At 76.1% G+C, this 17,828-nt stretch carries 14 protein-coding genes; 3 read left to right on the forward strand and 11 right to left on the reverse strand.

Going from position 1 to position 17,828, the window contains the following annotated elements; translation table 11 throughout:
* Nucleotides 1-118: 118 nt before the first annotated feature.
* The gene (locus tag ACFUMH_RS06105) at nt 119-1,648 is read right to left on the reverse strand and encodes an alpha-N-arabinofuranosidase (RefSeq protein WP_378201977.1); all 1,530 of its coding nucleotides are present in this window, start codon (nt 1,646-1,648) and stop codon (nt 119-121) included.
* A 193-nt stretch (nt 1,649-1,841) separates the two neighbouring features.
* On the opposite strand from ACFUMH_RS06105, the gene ACFUMH_RS06110 reads away from it, so the two are divergent.
* A complete protein-coding gene (locus ACFUMH_RS06110) occupies nt 1,842-2,846 on the forward strand; it encodes a LacI family DNA-binding transcriptional regulator (protein ID WP_378201980.1) in 1,005 nt (334 codons plus the stop codon).
* Nucleotides 2,847-2,966: 120 nt separating this feature from the next.
* On the forward strand, nt 2,967-4,448 hold the full coding sequence (locus ACFUMH_RS06115; protein WP_378201983.1) for a hypothetical protein: 1,482 nt from the start codon (nt 2,967-2,969) through the stop codon (nt 4,446-4,448).
* 23 nt (nt 4,449-4,471) lie between these two features.
* On the opposite strand, the gene ACFUMH_RS06120 is transcribed toward ACFUMH_RS06115, so the two are convergent.
* The 8 genes from ACFUMH_RS06120 to ACFUMH_RS06155 form a co-directional block, all read right to left on the reverse strand.
* Complete coding sequence (locus tag ACFUMH_RS06120; RefSeq protein ID WP_378201985.1) at nt 4,472-5,584, reverse strand: nitroreductase family protein; 1,113 nt, start codon at nt 5,582-5,584, stop codon at nt 4,472-4,474.
* Nucleotides 5,585-5,645: 61 nt separating this feature from the next.
* Nucleotides 5,646-6,752, reverse strand: coding sequence for a hypothetical protein (locus ACFUMH_RS06125; protein ID WP_378201988.1), 1,107 nt, complete (start codon nt 6,750-6,752; stop codon nt 5,646-5,648).
* Nucleotides 6,749-7,540 carry a hypothetical protein gene (locus ACFUMH_RS06130; RefSeq protein WP_378201991.1) on the reverse strand — a complete coding sequence of 264 codons (792 nt, stop codon included), beginning with the start codon at nt 7,538-7,540 and terminating at the stop codon, nt 6,749-6,751. The genes ACFUMH_RS06125 and ACFUMH_RS06130 overlap by 4 nt, the downstream gene beginning before the upstream one ends.
* Nucleotides 7,540-9,153, reverse strand: coding sequence for a phenylacetate--CoA ligase family protein (locus ACFUMH_RS06135; protein ID WP_378201994.1), 1,614 nt, complete (start codon nt 9,151-9,153; stop codon nt 7,540-7,542). Before ACFUMH_RS06135 ends, ACFUMH_RS06130 begins: the two co-directional genes overlap by 1 nt.
* Nucleotides 9,154-9,223: 70 nt before the next feature.
* Nucleotides 9,224-10,033 carry a Nif3-like dinuclear metal center hexameric protein gene (locus tag ACFUMH_RS06140; RefSeq protein ID WP_378201997.1) on the reverse strand — a complete coding sequence of 270 codons (810 nt, stop codon included), beginning with the start codon at nt 10,031-10,033 and terminating at the stop codon, nt 9,224-9,226.
* A gap of 633 nt (nt 10,034-10,666) precedes the next feature.
* Nucleotides 10,667-10,903 carry a hypothetical protein gene (locus ACFUMH_RS06145; protein ID WP_378202000.1) on the reverse strand — a complete coding sequence of 79 codons (237 nt, stop codon included), beginning with the start codon at nt 10,901-10,903 and terminating at the stop codon, nt 10,667-10,669.
* A 134-nt stretch (nt 10,904-11,037) separates the two neighbouring features.
* A complete protein-coding gene (locus ACFUMH_RS06150) occupies nt 11,038-11,742 on the reverse strand; it encodes a hypothetical protein (RefSeq protein ID WP_378202003.1) in 705 nt (234 codons plus the stop codon).
* Nucleotides 11,739-13,118 carry an MFS transporter gene (locus ACFUMH_RS06155; protein ID WP_378202006.1) on the reverse strand — a complete coding sequence of 460 codons (1,380 nt, stop codon included), beginning with the start codon at nt 13,116-13,118 and terminating at the stop codon, nt 11,739-11,741. Before ACFUMH_RS06155 ends, ACFUMH_RS06150 begins: the two co-directional genes overlap by 4 nt.
* A gap of 220 nt (nt 13,119-13,338) precedes the next feature.
* Between ACFUMH_RS06155 and ACFUMH_RS06160 the strand changes: the two genes are divergently transcribed.
* Nucleotides 13,339-14,745: an endo-1,4-beta-xylanase gene (locus tag ACFUMH_RS06160; protein WP_378202009.1), complete on the forward strand. Its 1,407-nt coding sequence runs from the start codon at nt 13,339-13,341 to the stop codon at nt 14,743-14,745.
* Nucleotides 14,746-14,891: 146 nt separating this feature from the next.
* Here ACFUMH_RS06160 and ACFUMH_RS06165 read toward each other — a convergent pair whose 3' ends face one another.
* On the reverse strand, nt 14,892-15,272 hold the full coding sequence (locus ACFUMH_RS06165) for a hypothetical protein (protein ID WP_378202012.1): 381 nt from the start codon (nt 15,270-15,272) through the stop codon (nt 14,892-14,894).
* Nucleotides 15,273-15,297: 25 nt separating this feature from the next.
* Nucleotides 15,298-17,823 (reverse strand): hypothetical protein, encoded by a 2,526-nt coding sequence (locus ACFUMH_RS06170; protein WP_378202015.1) that lies wholly within the window; start codon nt 17,821-17,823, stop codon nt 15,298-15,300.
* Between the last annotated feature and the right edge of the window lie 5 nt (nt 17,824-17,828).

Consider the following 17,828-nt stretch of genomic DNA (forward strand, 5'->3'; position numbering starts at 1 on the left):
GGGGGAGGTCCCCGGTGTTATGCCGCGCGCGCCGCGGGGGGTTGATCCCTCGGGGGTCGGGCCCGGGGGCGGGGCACCCCGCGGGGTGCCCGGCCCGGCGCTGTCTCGGCGGGTCGGCTCAGCCCAGCGTCAGCGACACCGTCACGTAGGAGTGCGCCGGCAGGTCGACCTCGAGGCCGAGCGCGTGCGGCCGCACCCCGTCGAACGCGGCGGGCGCGACGGCGTCCGGCGCGTCCGGGGTGTTGTGCGCCGCGAGCTCGGGCGCGGTGAGCACGCGCGCGGAGTAACCGGTGACCTCGCGGCCGCGCAGGTCGAGGACGAGCGTGCGGGCCTCGTCGGCGTCGAGGTTGGACAGGGACACGAGCGCGGTGCCGCCCGTGGTCGACGCCGACGCGGACAGCAGCGCGAGCGGCGTCCCGTCGACCTCGCGGGTCGGCACGTCGCCCTTGAGGTGCACGGTCAGCGCGGCGGCGTCGTGGTGGCCGACGTTCATCTCGAACACGTGGTAGCTGGGCGTGCGCACGAGCGCGCCGGACTCGGGGTCGGTGAGCAGCATCGCCTGGAGCACGTTCACGGTCTGCGCGATGTTCGCCATGACGACGCGGTCGGCGTGGTGGTGGAAGGCGTCGAGGTGGCGGCTCGCGACCAGCGCGTCCCGCAGGGTGTTCTGCTGGTACAGGAACCCGGGGTTGGTGCCCTTCTCGACGTTCCACCACGTGCCCCACTCGTCCACGACGAGGCCGACGCGCTTCTTCGGGTCGTAGCGGTCCATGACGGCGCCGTGCCGGTCCAGCAGCTCCTCCATGTGCGCGGCGCGCGCGAGGGCGAGGTACCACTCGTCGGTGCTGAACTCGGTGGCGTCGCCCTTGTCCGACCACGGGCCGGTCATCGTGTAGTAGTGCAGCGACAGCGCCTGGAACGGCGCGGCGCGGCCGTCGCCGGCGTCGAGCGCGTCGAACGAGCGCATGAGCGTCTCGGTCCAGTGGTAGTCGTGGTCGGCCGCGCCGGCGGCGATGCGGTAGACGTCGTTGCCGGCGTGCGCGCGCACGTACGTCGCGTACTGGCGGGCGAGCGAGGCGAACTGCTCGGCCCGGAGGTTGCCGCCGCACCCCCAGGCCTCGTTGCCGAGGCCCCAGAACGGGACCTTCCACGGCTCGTCGCGGCCGTTCTCGCGGCGCAGCGCGGCCATCGGGGAGTCGTCGGCGCGCGTGAGGTACTCGATCCACTCGCTCATCTCGGCGACCGTGCCGGAGCCGATGTTGCCGCTGACGTACGCGTCGGCGCCGAGCAGCTCGCACAGGTCCATGAACTCGTGCGTGCCGAAGGAGTTGTCCTCGACGACGTCACCCCAGTGCGAGTTGACCATCCGCGGCCGGGACCCGCGCGGCCCGATGCCGTCGCGCCAGTGGTAGTCGTCGGCGAAGCAGCCGCCGGGCCAGCGCAGGTTCGGGATGTGCAGGGCGCGCAGCGCCTCGACCACGTCGGTGCGGATGCCGCGCACGTTCGGGACGTCGGAGTCCTCGCCCACCCAGAACCCGCCGTAGACGCACCGGCCCAGGTGCTCGGCGAAGTGGCCGTACACGTGGCGGCTGATGGTGGGACCCGGCAGGTCCAGGTCGATGACGGCCGTCAGGGGCGCGGCGGGCATGGGATCTCCTCCGCGGCGGGCGCAGCGCTGCGCCGCCGGTTGTCCTTGTATCGTTACACGACGTCGTGCGCGCCCGACTCTGCCGGTCCGGTCGCGCGCGGTCAAGCACCGGGCGCACGGACGCGTCGGGTGGTGCGGGCAGGGCTCGGGCGAGGCTCGGGCGGGTCAGGGACCGGCGGGGCCGGGAGGCGCGATGACGACGCTCAAGGACGTGGCGCGCGCCGCGGGCGTCTCGGTGATGACCGTGTCGAACGTCGTCAACGGCCGGCCGCACGTCGGCGAGGCGACGCGGCGGCGCGTCCTCGCGGCGGTCGACGCCCTGGGGTACGAGGTCAACCTCACGGCGCGCCGCCTGCGCGCGGGGCGCAGCAACACCGTGGCGCTCGTCGTGCCGCGCGCCGACCACCCCTACTACGGCGAGCTCGCCGCCCGGTTCACCGACGCGCTGCGCCCGACGGGCCGGCACCTGGTGCTCGAGCAGACGGGCGCGAGCCGCGAGGGCGAGCTCGGTGCGCTGTCGCCGGCGCGGCTGCAGCAGTACGACGGCGTGCTGCTCAGCGCGGTCGGTCTGGAGGCCGCGGACGTCGCCCGGCTGAACCCGGACCTGCCGCTCGTCCTGCTGGGCGAGAAGCCGATGCCGCCGACGTTCGACCACGTGGCCCTCGGCAACGTCGCCGGCGGGCGGCTCGCGGTGGCGCACCTGCTGGACCGCGGCGCCCGCCGGGTCGCGGTGGTGGGCGGGACGACCGGCCCCACGGACGGCGGCCTCTCGGACCAGCGCACGCAGGGCTGGCGCGACGCGCACGCCGCCGCGGGTCTGCCGGCGGACAACGCGCTCGTCCTGCCCGTCGCCGGGCTGCACATGGCCGCCGCGCGCGCCGCCGTGCGGGACGCGCTGGCCCGCGGCCTCGACCCCGACGCGGTCTTCGCGGTCACCGACCAGGTGGCCGTCGGCGTGCTCGCCGCGCTGCACGACGCCGGGCGGCACGTGCCCGCCGACGTGCAGGTCGTCGGCTTCGACAACCTCGCCATCGGGGCGCACGTGCCGCCCGGCCTGACCACGGTGGACCCGAGCAACGACGTGCTCGTCGCCGAGGCGCTGCGCCTGCTCGAGCGCCGCACCGCCGGCGACGCGTCGCCCGCCGGCGAGCACGTCGTCACGCCGGTCCGGCTCGTCGTCCGGGGGTCGACGCGCTGACGGCGCCCGGTGTGACGCACGTCACCCGCCTGTCGCCCGAACGGCCCTGCGCACCACCCCCCCGATCCGGTGAGATGCCCCTGCTGCGGGCGTCGGACCCGCCGGACCACGGACGGGACGATGGCGACGACGATCGACGCGCAGGAGCTGCTCGCGAGCTGGTCCGCGAGCGCGAGCCGCATGGACGAGCTCCCGCTCGTCTCCGACCTCCTCGAGGCGGCCGCGTCCGCCGGGCACGCGGACGACCTCGAGCTCGAGCGCGCCCGGGCCGCGGTCGTCGCCGGCCGGCCCGCCCTGGCGAGCGGCCTCCTCGCCGACGTCGACCGGGACGTGCTCACCGCCACGCAGCACACCTGGCGGGACGTCGTGGCGATCGCCGCGTGGGCCGCGCAGGGCGACGCCGAGGCCCTGGCCGTGCTCATCCGCGTGGGGCAGGGCCTGGACGCCCGCGCCGCGCTGACGCACGCGCACCTGCTCGCGACGGCCGCCGAGCAGGCGGGGCAGACCGAGCTCGCGGACAGCACGTGGCGGCACGTCGCGGCGACGACGAACGCCATGACGATGGTCGTGCAGCGGCGCGTCCTCGTGGCCGACGTGGCGCAGCGCTCCACCACGGACGTGGACGCCGCCGGCACGGTCGTCGGGCGCTCGATCCGGACCCTCGTCGACGCGCTGCCGCTGCCGGAGGACGGCCTCAACCCGACGCGCGACGTCGTGACGCGGCTCGAGGCGCGCGGCGACCGCGCCGGCGCGTGGCTGCTGCTCGAGGGCATGGCCGCGCTGCGGCCGCTCGCGACGGGCGTCGCCCGCATGCGCGACGAGCGCGCGTCCGGCGGCGGGTGGTGGCACGAGCGGCTGCCGGGGCTGGTCGCGGCCGTCCTGGCGACCGGCGTCGTCGTCGCCGCCGCCCTCGCCGGGCTGTCGCCGTGGGTGCCGTCGCTCGCGGTGCTCGCCGCGGTCGTCGTCTGGCGGCGGTGGCGGCTGCCGCAGGGCACGCGCCTGTCCCGCGTCGACGCGCGCCTGCTGGCCCAGGTGCGGGCGTTCCCGCCGGACATCCCGAACGGGCACCGCTGGGGACTGCGCCGCGTCGGCGGCTTCGTGACGGGCGGCGCCGCCGGGCTGGTGCTCGCGATCCTCGTCACGGGGCTGCTCGTGGAGGGGCCGCTCGCGGAGCTGAACCGGACGCGCACCGCGGCGGTCGACGCGGTCGCGTGGCCGTTCGTGCTGCTGCTCGTCGTGCTCGGCGCCGTCGCCGGCCCCCACCTGCTGCACCGGACGCTGCGCCAGCCGGCCGAGCGCTGGGTGGCCGACGCGCGCACCGGCATCGTGGAGGGCGTGCGCGGCTGCCTGTGCACCCGCACGCTCGCGCTCCGCAGCATCGAGGCCGACGCCTACGTGGCCGGCCACCTGCGCGCACCCGACGCCGACGTCGCGGCGCTCGTCCCCGCCCTGCCGTCGGGCGACGCGGAGGTCCTGCAGTGCGGGCTGTCGGGCACGCCGTGGCTGCTGGTGCGGCTGCCGGACCGCGAGCCGCTGCTGCTGCGCGGCACGCTCACGCGCGTCACCGAGGAGCCCGAGCAGACGGTCGGCGGCTACCTCTGACGTCGGCGGCGCCGGGCCTGCCGTCAGCGCGCCGGCGCCGCCGCGTCCGTCAGCCGCGGCGACCGCGGCGCCGGCGTACCGGGCCGTCCCACGCTGAACACCGCGAGCGCGACCGCCGACCGGCGCAGCCCGAGCCGCCGCCGCAGGCCCGCGACGGCGTGCGGCGAGTCGACGACCTCCGAGTGCGGCGCGACGGCGAGCCCGGCGCGGTGCGCGTGCAGCCACGTCCGCTGCAGCACGCGGCCGGCGTCGACGACGTCGGCGGGCGGCAGGCCAAGGCGCGCGTCCATGGTCTCCGTCGCGCTGTGCACGCCGGGCGTCCCGGCGACGAGGACGAGGTGCTGCGGGCCGGCGAGGGGGGCGCCCGGCGCGGGCGGTGGGGGCAGCGGGCGCGTGCGGTCGACGGCCTCGACGGCGCGGCCGACGAGCCCGGCGACGGCCAGCGCGCGGTCGTGCAGCGCGGGCCGGCGCGTGAGCGGGGCGGCGACCCGCGCGAGCCACGGCGGCAGCAGCAGCATGCGGTCGGTCATGCCGTCGCGGGTGTAGCGCGGGTGCTCGGGGCTCAGCCGCAGCCAGCGGACGAGCTCCGCGGCGACCGCGCGGCGCGAGGCGGTCCACGCCGACCCGAGCCGGACCAGCCGGGTCATCGCGGGGTCGTCCACCTGGAGCAGGCGGAGGCCGGCCGGCAGCGGCGGCAGGCTTGCGCGCAGGTCCGGGGCGGGCAGCAGCGTGCCGCGGTGCACGCGGCGGTCGCGGACGTCGGCCGGGGTGAGCGCCGTCGGCTCGGGCGTGCCGGCGGGGCGCAGCACCAGCACGGGGGCGGCCGGGTCGGCGGCGCCGCGCACCGGCATGTCCTCGAGCCGGTCGAGGTGCGGGGTCGGCTCGACGGCCAGCCCGTGCCCGTCCGCGGCCGCGACGACCGCGGCCGACTCCACCCACGCGCCGAGCGAGAGCAGCAGGTCGCGGAAGGACGGGTCCCCCGCGCACAGCACCCGGTCGGGCACGACGGCGACCTCGATGCGCCCGTCGACGACGCGCACGGCCCACGGCTGCGTGTTGTGCGCGGACGGCGCGCGTCCGGCGGCGCGCACCCACCGGCGCAGGTCGTCGTCGGTGACGTCGTGCCTCGCGCTCATGCGACCTCCTCCGCCGCCGGGCGGGCGGCCGTCGTGCCGGTCGTGCGACCGGTCGGGCCGGTCACGCGACCGGCCTGCGGTAGAACGTGACCCCGTGCAGCGGACGCCCGCCGACGCGCTGGAGCTGACGCGCCGACGCGGGGTTGTCCCGCCCGACGAAGGTCGAGCGCAGCCGCGCGTACCCGCCGGCGGCGAGGTGCGCGTGCAGCGCGCGGGTCAGCAGGGTGAGCACGCCGCGCCCCTGCCGCTCGGGCTCGGTGCCCTGGACGACGAGCACCGCCTCGCGCCGGTACCGGCCGCGCGTCGCGAGCAGGCGCAGCTGCTGGAGCGGCCCGAGCCGCCCGCCGACGCGCTGCACGAAGGTCGTGATGTCGGGGATGACCAGCACGAACGCGACGAGCGCACCCGTCGCGGCGTCGCGGGCGAGCAGGAGCAGGTCCTCGTCGACGAGGAACGACAGGCCGTCGGTCGCGGCGGCCATCTCCGCGTCCGTGATCGTCGTGTAGTACGGCAGCGCCGCGAACGACCGGTTGAGCACGGCGAGCACCTCGGGCACGAGCCGTGCGACCTGGGAGCGCCGACCGCGCTCGAGCCGCAGGCCGGCCGCGCGCCACTCGGCGTCGGTGGGCGCGCCCGCCGCGGACGCCGGGTCGACGTCGACGACCCACGTGTCGGCCTCGCCCCACCGCTCGAACCCGAGCGCCTCGTAGGCCGCCGGCACCCACGCGGGGTTCCACGGCGAGTCGACGAACCCCCGCTCGGCGAACCCCGACGTGAGGACGCCGCCCGACTGGTTCGGCAGCAGCGACACGGGCCCGAACAGCTGGGCGCGCCCGGCCGCCCGCTCGTCCAGCGCCGCGACGAGCGCGGCGAAGGCGTCGGCGTCCGCGACCTCGGTCGCGCCGAAGAGCAGCGACGACGCCCCGAGCCGCGCGTCGAGGCGGGCGTCGGTGTGCACGGTCGTGCGGCCGACCGTGCGCCCGGCGGTGTCGCGCACGAGCAGCAGCTCGACCGGCTCCGGGTGCGGCGACGTGCCGCGCCACCACGACGTGATCGTCGACGCGAGCAGCGGCACCGCGAGCGCGCGCGGGTGGAGGCGCAGCGGCAGGTCGACGAAGTCGCGCAGGTCCGCCCGCGTGCGCACGGGCGCGACGGTCAGACCGGTCACGGCGCCGCCCCCGGGGTGTCGTCCGCCGCGGCGACGTGCACCCGGATGTACCCGCCCGTGCCGTGCCGCCGGTCCCGCGTGATCCACTCCATCAGCCGCCGGTGCGCGGGCAGGCGCGCGAACAGCAGCAGCGCGTCCCGGTCGGCGAAGAACGCGAGCGTGCCCAGCGTGAACGGCGGCTCCCAGTACACGCGGTGCCACACGTAGCCCTTCATGCGGCGCATCGCGGCGACCATCGGGTACCACTCGCGCCCCAGCACCGCCCAGGAGTGCGGGCCGCGGTAGCGGGTGGCGCCGAGGAACATCGCGCCCGCGTCGACGGGGCGGCCGCCGGCGCGTGCGGGGGCGGCCGGCGCGGCGGGCGGCGCGTCGGCTCCCCGCCGGCGCGGCGGCGCGGGGGCGACGAGCGGCGGCGTGCGGCCGTGCACGACCTCGCTGGTCAGCGGCGTGAACCGCTCGACGTGCGCCATCACGTCGCCCTCGGCGCGCCACACGCCGTTGGAGTAGCCGTCCGGCTCGGCGAGGAACAGGCGGGTGCGCGCGCCGCCCCGGGCGGCACGATGCGCGAGGTCCTCGGCGTCCTGCGGCGTGGCGAGGCACACGACCCGCCCGCGCACGGCCCGTCCGTCCGCGTCGCGCGCCCGCACGCCCGCGCTCCACACGTGGCCCTCCGCGCGCCGCGCCAGCCGGCGCAGCCACCGGCCCGACGTCCCGGCGGCCCCCTCGACGACGACCAGCGCCTCCGCGCGCGCCTGCCGGGGCGCGCGCGAGAAGTCGCGCGTCCGCATCAGGCGCCGGCGGCCGCGGGGTGCGCGGTCGACGCATCCCGGTCGCCGGCATCCACGACGTACACGTTCTTGATCTTCGTGCTGCCGCCCGTGAACGGCCCGGTGCCGTGGTCGTGCACGTGCACGCGCAGCTCGGACGCCGTCGGGTCCTCCTCGAGCGACTGCGCGAAGTCCCGCGAGACCGCGGCGAGGTGGCGGAGCACGCCGGCGGCGGCGCGGTCGGCGAGCTCGGCCCGCGCGTCGTCCGCGAGCGCGGCGTCGGCGCGCAGCTGCAGGTGGATCGCGGGGCGCTGCTCGTGGTCCCCGACGTCGACCAGCGCGAGCTTGAACGACTCGATCGCCGCCGCGTGCGGGTTGTCGAGGTACAGGCCGTTCTCGACGTCGAGCGGGTACAGGTTCGCGCCCATGTACGAGACCGTCGAGTCCTTGCGGCCGTACAGCAGCAGGAACGGCAGCCGCATGCGCTGGATCGCGTACGCGCGCTCGAAGCCGAAGGTCAGGCGGTCGCGCGCCGGCTCGGGCAGGGCCGCGATCAGCGACGTCATCTCGTCGAACGTGACGATGCGGGCCTCGTCGCCGATGTCGTAGCGCAGCTTCGGGCTCATGATGTCGGCGGAGTTCAGCGTGACGAGCAACCGCCCGTCGTCCGTCGTCTCGAGGTACGTCTCGAGCGGGTTGTACTGGAAGATCATCGGCGTGCGCGCCTCGTCGGGGCCGAGCACCGCCGCGCGCAGCGGGCCGCCGGCGGCGAGCGTGCGCCGCAGCCACACCGACAGGTCCGACTCCCCCGCCATGCCGATCGTCAGGTCGGACGCGCCGTAGCCGGAGTAGACACGGCCGAACCGGTCCTCGAGGTAGTCGCGCAGGCCCTCGGTGAGCGCCTCGCCGCCGACGAACCCGTGCAGGTCGTACGCGTCCCAGTCGAAACGCTCGGCGTCGAGCCGGTCGCGCAGGTGCTTGAGGAACGGCGGGTACGCGCACACCAGGTACGTGTACCCGGGCCCGAAGTGGCGCAGCGTGTCGACGATCTTGTCGATGTCCGGCCCGGTGTTCTTCACCATGGCGATGCGCGACATCGCGATGCCGGTGTTCGTGCCGGTCGCCCACGCGCCCATCGAGAACGCGTTGACGGCGAACAGCCGCCGCGTGCCGAACAAAAGTGTCACGTAGCCGGCGACGTTCTTGTGGACGGTCGCGAGCTCGCGGCGCGAGCGCATCCAGTTGTACGGCGTGCCGGACGAGCCGCTGGACTCGTCGACGACCGTGCCGACCGTCTCGATGAGCCCGTCCCAGCAGCGCTCCGCCTCCGGGTACCGGTCGACGTAGCCGTGCTTGGACGTCGGCCGGTAGTTCGTCAGATCCCACCAGCGGAAACGGAAGCCGTCCTCGTCGACGTGCCGGCGGTACGCCGGGACGTCGAGGTAGGCGTGCTGGCAGATCATCCACGCGTTGAGCCGCGCGAACCGCTCCATCGCCGGGTGGTAGTGGCGGGCCGTGAACCGCCACAGCGCCGGGTGCAGGCGGTAGACGCGGTACACGACGGTCACGAGCCAGGTGGCGAGGCGCAGCGCGGCCTGCCGCAGGACGCTCGTGCGGGGGGCGTCCGGGGTCACGCCCGGAACCCTAACAACGCGCGTGCGGGCGGCACCGCCGCCGTCCGGGTCGTCCTTCGCGGCGGCCGGGTCAGCCGCCCGCGACCGTCCGGAACGGGTCGGCGGCCGGCACGAGCTCAACCGGCACCTCCGGCACGAGCCCCGCGAGCCACCGCGCGGCCTCCGCCATGCCCTCCTGCTCGGACGGCACGTGCCCGACGACGACCAGCCCCGCGCTGAGCCCCGCGGCGACCGCGTCGGCCGCGTACTCACCCGTCTCCCACTCGTGGCCCTCGCCGATCACGACGACGTCGACGTCGGGCCGCGCGAGCAGGTGCCGGTTGCGCTCGAAGCCCTGGAAGCCCGGCTGCACGCCGACCGTCGACACCGGCGCGTCGGGGTCGCCGACGTAGCGCAGCGCGCGCGCGCCGAGCGCCCGCGCGACGTGCGCGGCCAGGGCGCCCAGCGTGGTCGGCGGGAGGTCGTAGACGTCGTCGTCGCCGGGCCGCTCCGCGCCGAGCCAGCCGAGCGCCCGCGCGACGCCGGTCAGCACGCCGTCGGGGCGGCGGTCGTGCCAGGCGTCGTGCAGGTGGAAGACGACGAGCCCGTGCTCGGCGACGAACTCTGACTTCGCGGCGAACACGAGGTCGCCCTCGGCGGCGAACGTCGCGTCCGACGCCCCGTGGTGGTCGAAGTACAGCGGCTCGTGCGTGACGACGAGGTCGAGGCCGCGGTCCGCGGCGGCGCGCAGCACGTCGAGCGTCGCCATCATCGTCACGGCCACGCCCCGCACCGGGGCGTCCGGGTCGCCGGCGAGGAACTCGTCGACCGTGCGCTCGCGCCACGGCACGCCCACGTGCGCGCCGATACGCTCCACCACCTGCCGCGCCGTCACCGTCACGGCCGTCACCCTAGCGACCGGGCGGTCGGGGCCGGTCTCCCGCCGGACGACGCCGGCACCACCGCCGCCCCCGTCGCCCCCGTCCGTCCCGGGCGGCGCCGTCCCGATCGACCGACGCACGCCACCGGACCGGCACCACCGCCCGCCCGCGCGTCGAACCCGCCGTCGCGCAGCACCCGCGCCGCCGCATGCTGCACAACAACCGGGTCGCCGACGCAGCCACGACCCCGGACGGACCACCCGGCCGGCCCGGAACGGCGACCCCCGACCGCCCCACCAGGCGAACCGGCCGTCGCGCACCATCCCGCCCGGCGAACCGGCCGTCGTGCAGCACCCGCACCGCCTGATGCTGCACAACAGCCGGGTCGCCGATTCAGCCACGACCCGGCCGACAGACCAGCCGGCCCGCGACCGAGACGGCGACCCCCGACCCGCCGGGCGAAGCGGCCGCCGCGCAGCATCCCCCCGGGCGAAGCGGCCGCCGCGCACCATCCCGCCCGGCGAACCGGCCCTCGTGCAGCACCCGCACCGCCCCGTGCTGCACGACAGCCGGGTCGACGGCTCAGCAACGACCCGGCCGACAGTCCGACGGGTGCCCGGGCGGGCGGGCCGGCAGGCGCGCGGCCGGCGTCGTCAGCGGGCGTCGAGCCAGCGCAGGACGACGTGCCCGAAGACCGACACGAGCGCGAGCGTCGACGACGCGCCGCAGCGCGTGCAGTGCGCGGTGTGGTTGACCCACGCCACGTCGGGGAGGCGGTCGACGTCGGTGACGGTCAGGTCGATCGACCCGCACACCGGGCAGCGCAGGCGCGCCTGCTCGTCGTAGGAGACATCCCGGCCCGGCACCGTTGCCGCAGACAGCTCGCTCACGTGTGGACTCCCGGGGTGGACGACGACGAACGCCCGCCAGTGTCGCACCGGATCGGCCCGGCGCACGCGGGGAGCCGGTCGCACGCCCGCCGGGCCGCCCCGGCGAGGCGCTGCCGGGCGCAGGTCGCGACCTCTCAGTCCCGGGCCTCCGGGCGGTCGTCGGCGGCGCGCCGGGCCTCCGCCACGGTCGCCGTCCAGGTGGCCACGTACGGCAGGGCGCTGTGCCGCGTCCAGCTGTCCGCTCCCTGCGTCGCGGCCCTGACCAGGGCGTCCACCGGGACGTCATCGGTGCGGTGCCCGAGCGGGAAGCCGAACACGACGTGGTGCGCCTGGAGCATCAGCACGAGGTCGTCGTCGCCGGGCAGGTCGGCGTAGACGCGCGTCGAGCCGCGCTCCGAGCGTGTCACGTGCCACGTGCCGTCGGCGCGCCGCTCCGCCCGGAACGTCGGGTCGGAGCCCCAGTGCACGCGTCCCTCGCCCGCCTCGACCCACTCGGTGCCGAGCACACCCGTGGCCCGCAGCGAGTCGGCCAGGGCGCGCGGCGTCCACGGCGCGGGGAAGAACGTGCGCACGGCGATGCGCATCGCGAGCGGCGACGGCTGCACCGGGTGGTCACCCTGCTGCCACCGCAGCGCATACGCCTCCTCCTGCAGCAGCGTCAGCAGCACCACGTCGGTGCGCTGCAGCGGGACGACGCCCGAGGCCGCGACGTGCACGCCGAGGCAGCGCAGGAAGAGCATGTGCTCGTCGCGCGAGGCGAACGGCGGCACGGGCACGCCCGGTACCGGGGGCCGGCCCCAGGGCACCTCGGACGTCGGGTCGGTGGGCACGGAGCTCATGGGTGTCCTTCCGGTGGGGGCTGCGGTGCGGTGGGTGGGGCGGCGCCGGTGCCCGTCGCGGCGGCGGCACCGGCGACGTGCCGGGTGTGGACGTCCCCGAGGCGCGCGCCGGCGAGGCCGGAGCGCCGCGCCACGGCGACCGTGACGAGCACCGCGGCACCCGCCCCGAGGAGCGTCGGGCCGTACCCGGCGGCGTCCCCCAGGAGCCCGCCCAGGGGCGCGGCGACGACGATCACGGCGCGGTTCACGGAGCGCATGGTGGCGTTCATGCGGCCCTGCAGCGCGTCCGGCGTCGCCGTCTGGCGGTACGCGAGCTCGTTGGTGTTCTCGGCGCCCATGCCGAGCCCGAGCAGCAGCTGGCCCGCCGTGAACAGCGCCCACGCGGGCCCGCCGCCCCACGGCTCGCCGGCTCCGGGCGCGACCGCGAGCGCGGCGGACGCCATCACGGACCACGCGACGCCGGTGGCGACGCGGGCGGCGAGGACGACCCGTCCCGCACCGAACCGGTCGCCGAGCCGCACCGCGGCCGACGCGCCGGCGAGCGCACCGAGGCCCGCGGCCGCGAGCGCGAGGCCGAGCGTGGCGGCGGTGAGGTGCAGCGTGCGCAGCGCGAACGGGGCGAGGACGGCCCCCGCGACCGCGGAGCAGACGAACCAGGCGTGCGTCGTGAGCGCCAGGGGCCGCAGCGTCGGGTGCCGGTAGACCCACCGCAGGCCCTCCGCCACCTCGGCCCCGACGCCCCGGAGCCGGCGGGCGGCCCCCCGCGGCGGGGTCGGCTCGTCGACGCGCACGGTCGCCAGCAGGACGGCCGACGCGAGGTGGCTCGCCGCGTCGACGAGCACGGCGACCGGCGCGCCGAGCAGCGACACCAGCCCGCCCGCCGCCGCGGGACCGCCGACCTGCGCGACGGCGTCCGACTGGTCCAGGCGCGCGTGCGCGCGGCCCAGCAGGGGCGTCGGGACGAGCCGCGGGACGAGGGACTGCCACGCCGCGTCACCCACGAGCGTGCACAGGCCGAAGGCGGCGACGACCGCGACGAGCCGTCCGACCGTGAGGCTCCCCGTCGCGGCGAGCACGGGGACGGCGGCGAGCGCCACCGCGGCCAGGACGTCCGCCGCGACCACCACCGGGCGGCGCCGCACCCGGTCGACGAGGACGCCCGCCAGCAGGCCCACCAGCAGGTAGGGCAGCCAGCGGGCGGCGTTGACGAGCCCGACGTCGACCGCGTCGCCCGCGAGCACCTCGACGACGAGCACCGGCAGGGCCAGCACCGTGACGTAGCTGCCGAACGCCGACACCGTCGACGCCGTCCAGAGGCGCGCGAAGCCCCGGACGGCGCGCAGCGACGCCGGCGGGGGCGGCGTCGCACGGGTCACCGGGGATGTCTACCGCACGGCGGACCGTCCCGGTCGGCGCGCCCGGACGCGGGCCGTGGACGCGTCCGTGCCGGCACCGGCCGGTGGTTTCGGGCCCGGGTCCGAAAGTTCGCGGTGCTGTATCGATTAGGTTCGTTGACGCGCTCCTCCCCGCGCCGAAGGGTGGTCCATCGCCGCCGGGCTCACTGTCGAGCCGAGATCGGCTGACCAAGGAGGAACGATGACCCGACCCATGCTCCGACGAGGGAGCGTGCGCGGTAACGGCGCTCGAGGCGCAGCCGCCGTCGCCGTCCTGACCCTCGTGGCGGCCGCAGCCGCGGCCATGCCCGCCCAGGCCGCCGGCTCGACGCTCCAGGACGCGGCCGACGACCGCGGCCGGTACTTCGGCACGGCGATCGCCGCCAACAAGCTCAGCGACTCGACCTACGTGACCATCGCGAACCGCGAGTTCAACATGATCACGGCCGAGAACGAGATGAAGATGGACGCGACCGAGCCGTCGCAGAACCAGTTCAACTTCACCAACGGCGACCGGATCCTCAACTGGGCGCTGCAGAACGGCAAGCAGGTCCGCGGCCACGCGCTGGCGTGGCACTCGCAGCAGCCCGGCTGGATGCAGAACATGTCCGGCACGCAGCTGCGCAACGCGATGCTCAACCACGTCACGCAGGTCGCCACGCACTACAAGGGCAAGATCCACTCGTGGGACGTCGTGAACGAGGCGTTCGCCGACGGCAACGGCGGCGCCCGCCGCGACTCGAACCTGCAGCGCACCGGCAACGACTGGATCGAGGCCGCGTTCCGCGCCGCCCGCGCCGCCGACCCGGGCGCGAAGCTCTGCTACAACGACTACAACACGGACAACTGGAACTGGGACAAGACGCAGGCCGTGTACAACATGGTCCGCGACTTCAAGGCCCGCGGCGTGCCGATCGACTGCGTCGGCCTCCAGTCCCACTTCAACTCGGGCAGCCCGTACCCGAGCAACTACCGGACCACGCTGTCGAGCTTCGCGGCCCTGGGCGTGGACGTCCAGATCACCGAGCTCGACATCGAGGGGTCCGGCCAGACGCAGGCCGACACGTACGCCAAGGTCGTCGCCGACTGCCTCGCGGTCGAGCGCTGCACCGGCATCACCGTGTGGGGCGTCCGGGACACCGACTCGTGGCGCGCCTCGGGCACGCCGCTGCTGTTCGACGGCCAGGGCAACAAGAAGGCCGCGTACACGTCGGTCCTCAACACGCTGAACGGCGGCGTCACGCCGACCCAGCAGCCCACGCAGCAGCCGACGCAGCAGCCCACCCAGCAGCCGACCCAGCAGCCGACCCAGCAGCCCACGCAGAACCCGGGCACCGGCGCCTGCTCCGCCTCGCTGGTGATCGCGAACAGCTGGGGCGGCGGCTACCAGGCCACCGTCACGGTCCGCGCCGGGTCGTCGGCCCTCAACGGCTGGCGCGTCACGCTGCCCGCCGGCGTCTCCACCAACAACGTGTGGAACGGCGTCGCCTCCGGCGGCACGGTGAGCAACGCCCCGTACAACGGCTCGGTCGCGGCCGGCCAGTCGACGTCCTTCGGGTTCATCGGCAACGGCAGCGCCCCCGCCGCGGGCACGCTGAGCTGCAGCTGACCAGCACCACCTGACCAGCACCACCCTGACCGGCTCCGCACCGGCCAGCACGACGGCGTCGCACTCCCGGGTGCGGCGCCGTCGTCGTGCCACCGGGCCGTGCCCGCGAGCCGTGCCCGCGCGGCCCGGGCGCGTGCGCGCCGGGCTCAGTCCGGTGCGACGTACGACGTGCCGGTGTCGACGCGCTCGGACGCGGGCGCACCGCTCCAGCCGAGCGCGACCGGCGCACCGTCCCGCAGCGCGTCGGGCTGCAGGGCCACGAACCGGTAGTGCGTGTCGTCGACCGCCACGACCTCCGTGACGGCGGCGTCGCCGACCCACAGGACCGGCGACAGGGCGCGCACCGGGATCGGGCCGTCGGTCTCGACGACGAGCTCGACGGTCCGCTCGAGGCGCGGCAGCGACGACGTGAAGTTGTGGTGCGGCGGCGGGTCGAACCGGGCGAGCCGCGGCGTCACCGCGACGACGCGCGGCAGGTCGAGGCGGGGACGACGGCGCCGTTCGGGGGTGCCGGGATCGCTGGTCATGACGTACCTCCGGGGACGAGCACGGTCAGACGGGCACGAGCTGCAGGTCGTCGAACGCGACCGGGCGGTCGTCGTCGGTCGTCGTGCGCAGGTGCACGGCGACGACGCGGGAGAGGTCGAGCCGGGTACGGCGCCCGATGCAGGACGGCCGGAACCGCAGGGTCGACAGCATGGTCTTGGTCCGGTCCGGCCGCTCGAAGGGCCGCGGGACGCCGCCGACGGACGCGGACCCGATCCACGCGACCGTGCCGCGCCAGTCCTCGAGGCCGAGGTCGAAGCTCACGCCGCCCGGCACGACGCCGCCCTCGACGACCTCCGCGACGCGCACCCACACCTCGCTCGACGTGAGGTCCGCGGTGCCGATCTCGGACCGGAAGTCGCCGCCGCCCCGCTCCCGTGAGCGCAGCACCATGCCCGTCGTCAGGCCGAAGAAGCTGCCGTTGAAGGCGGCGGCGACCTGCTCGAACCGGAACTCGTCCGCGACGGCGACGCCGGTGGCGGACGTGGGCAGGCCGAACGAGTTGGTCCCGATGCCGTTGCCGTCGTCGTGGTCGTCGACCGTGTCCGCCCGCTCGACGCGGTAGGCCAGGTCGACGGCCTCGACGGGCACCCCGACCGGCCGCACGGTGCCGAGCAGGTACGCCTCGGACCCGTCGCCGAGCAGCACGCCCCGGAACAGGGCGCTGCCGTACACGTCGAGCACGCGCTCGTGCGTGCCACGGGAGAACACCGGCGTCACGCCGTCGTCGCCCGCCCACCGCCGGTTGAAGAAGTTGTGGTTGGTGCTGTGCACGTACACCTGCGACGCGAACGGCTCCGGCCGCGCCACGTCGTAGAGCTGGGCGCCGTTGTTGTCGCGGACGTCCCCGTCGGACGCCGGCAGGATCGTCGAGAACGCGTAGCCCGCCGGTGCGAGGGTGGGCATGCGCTCCCAGTACCGGAAGTTCGTCGGCGCCAGCGCCAGCACGGCGCGGACGGTGACGCCGATCGCGCCCATGACGGCGGGGACCATCACCACCGCCTCCCCGCCGCGGGAGTGGCCCATCAGGCCGACGCGGGAGAAGTCCAGGCGCCCGTGGAACGTGCTCCCGGGCGTCGCGTCGAGCGTCTGCAGGTGGCGGATCGTGTCGATGACGAGGTCCGCACGCTCCTCGATGTTCCGCACGCTGCCGCCCGGGCCGTTGAGGGCGTTGCAGTCCACGGAGACGGCGACGATGCCGGCCTTCGCCAGGCTCGTCTGGAAGTAGTCGTAGCCGAGGTAGCTGGGATCGGCCGCCGAGTGGTTGCCGTGCGCCATGACGACGACCGGGACCGGGCCCCGCTCCGCGAGCCGCCGGTGGAACGGCTGGTCGACGCCGTCGTCCTCGGCCGGGTAGTGGATGCTGCCGCGCACGGGGCCGTCTGCGTACTCGGTGCGCCCGACCGGGACGAGGTCGAGCGCCGCGGGGTCGCCGGCCACCGGCGGGTCCACGCAGGCGACCGTCAGCTGCAGCGCGACGCGGGCCGGGCACGTCGTCAGCGACTGCGTCACGTGCACGACGTCGCCGGCGACGAGCGGCTGGCCGAGCGGCACCACCGGTGCGGTCCCCACGCCCACCGCGACCAGGTTGCGGTACACGCGGATGACGGCGCCGGGGGCGCTCGACGTGATGGTCAGGGCCGTGTCCCCCGCCTGCACCGGCCCCACCGCGGGCGCGCCCAGCGCCGAGCACGGCTGCACCGTCGTCGTGCCGGGCGGGCTGCCCGGCTGGTCGGGGCAGAGCTCCTGCGTCGCGGAGAAGCCCTCGCCCTCGCTCACGGCCGCCACGCCGATCATCAGGCTGCCGCCCCAGCAGCGGAACGTCCCGAGGGACGACGCGCCGCGGAGCACGGTCACGCGGGCGCCGTTGACGACGCCCGTGACGCGGATCTGCTCCGCGCCGTCGTGGACGGGATCGAACGCCGGCGCCGGCAGGGGGCCGGGGCGGGCGGTGGCCGTCAGCTCGACCGACGGTGACGCCGGGTCGCCGCAGAGCTCGGTGTGCGCGCGGACCTTCTGGTCCTCCGCGTAGAACGGGTTGACGTCGACCCCCTGCTGCGGGCTGCAGCCGTCCACACGCCCCACCTCGGTGCCGTCCGCGGTGATCCACACGTTCGCGCCGCCCAGCAGGTTGCCGACGCCGGTCCGCGACCCGCAGCGCCAGACCGGCGCCGGGTTGACCTGCGGCCGGGGCGGGCCCGCCGGGAAGTCGACGGTGTGGTCGCGCACGCGCAGCGCGGGCGACCAGTCGCTGGTGCGGCCGTCCGCGTGCTGGCGCACGCGCACCTCCTGGCCGTCCTCCAGCGCCGGCACCGGCACGCGCTCGCCCTGCGGCTCCGGGAAGCCGGCGGCGTGCCCGGCGACGACCACCGCGCCGTCGACCTCGACGTCGAGCACCGCGTGCGGCAGGAAGCCCCACACGGTCACCGCCGTCGCGCACCGGTACAGCGGTCCGGCGAGCCACGGGGGCGACAGCAGCTCCCGGTCGTCCCTCAGGTCGAGCCGCTCCAGCTCGACGACGCTCGCGTCCATCGCTG

This window comes from Cellulomonas sp. NPDC057328, assembly GCF_042667215.1.
Lineage (GTDB): Bacteria > Actinomycetota > Actinomycetes > Actinomycetales > Cellulomonadaceae > Cellulomonas.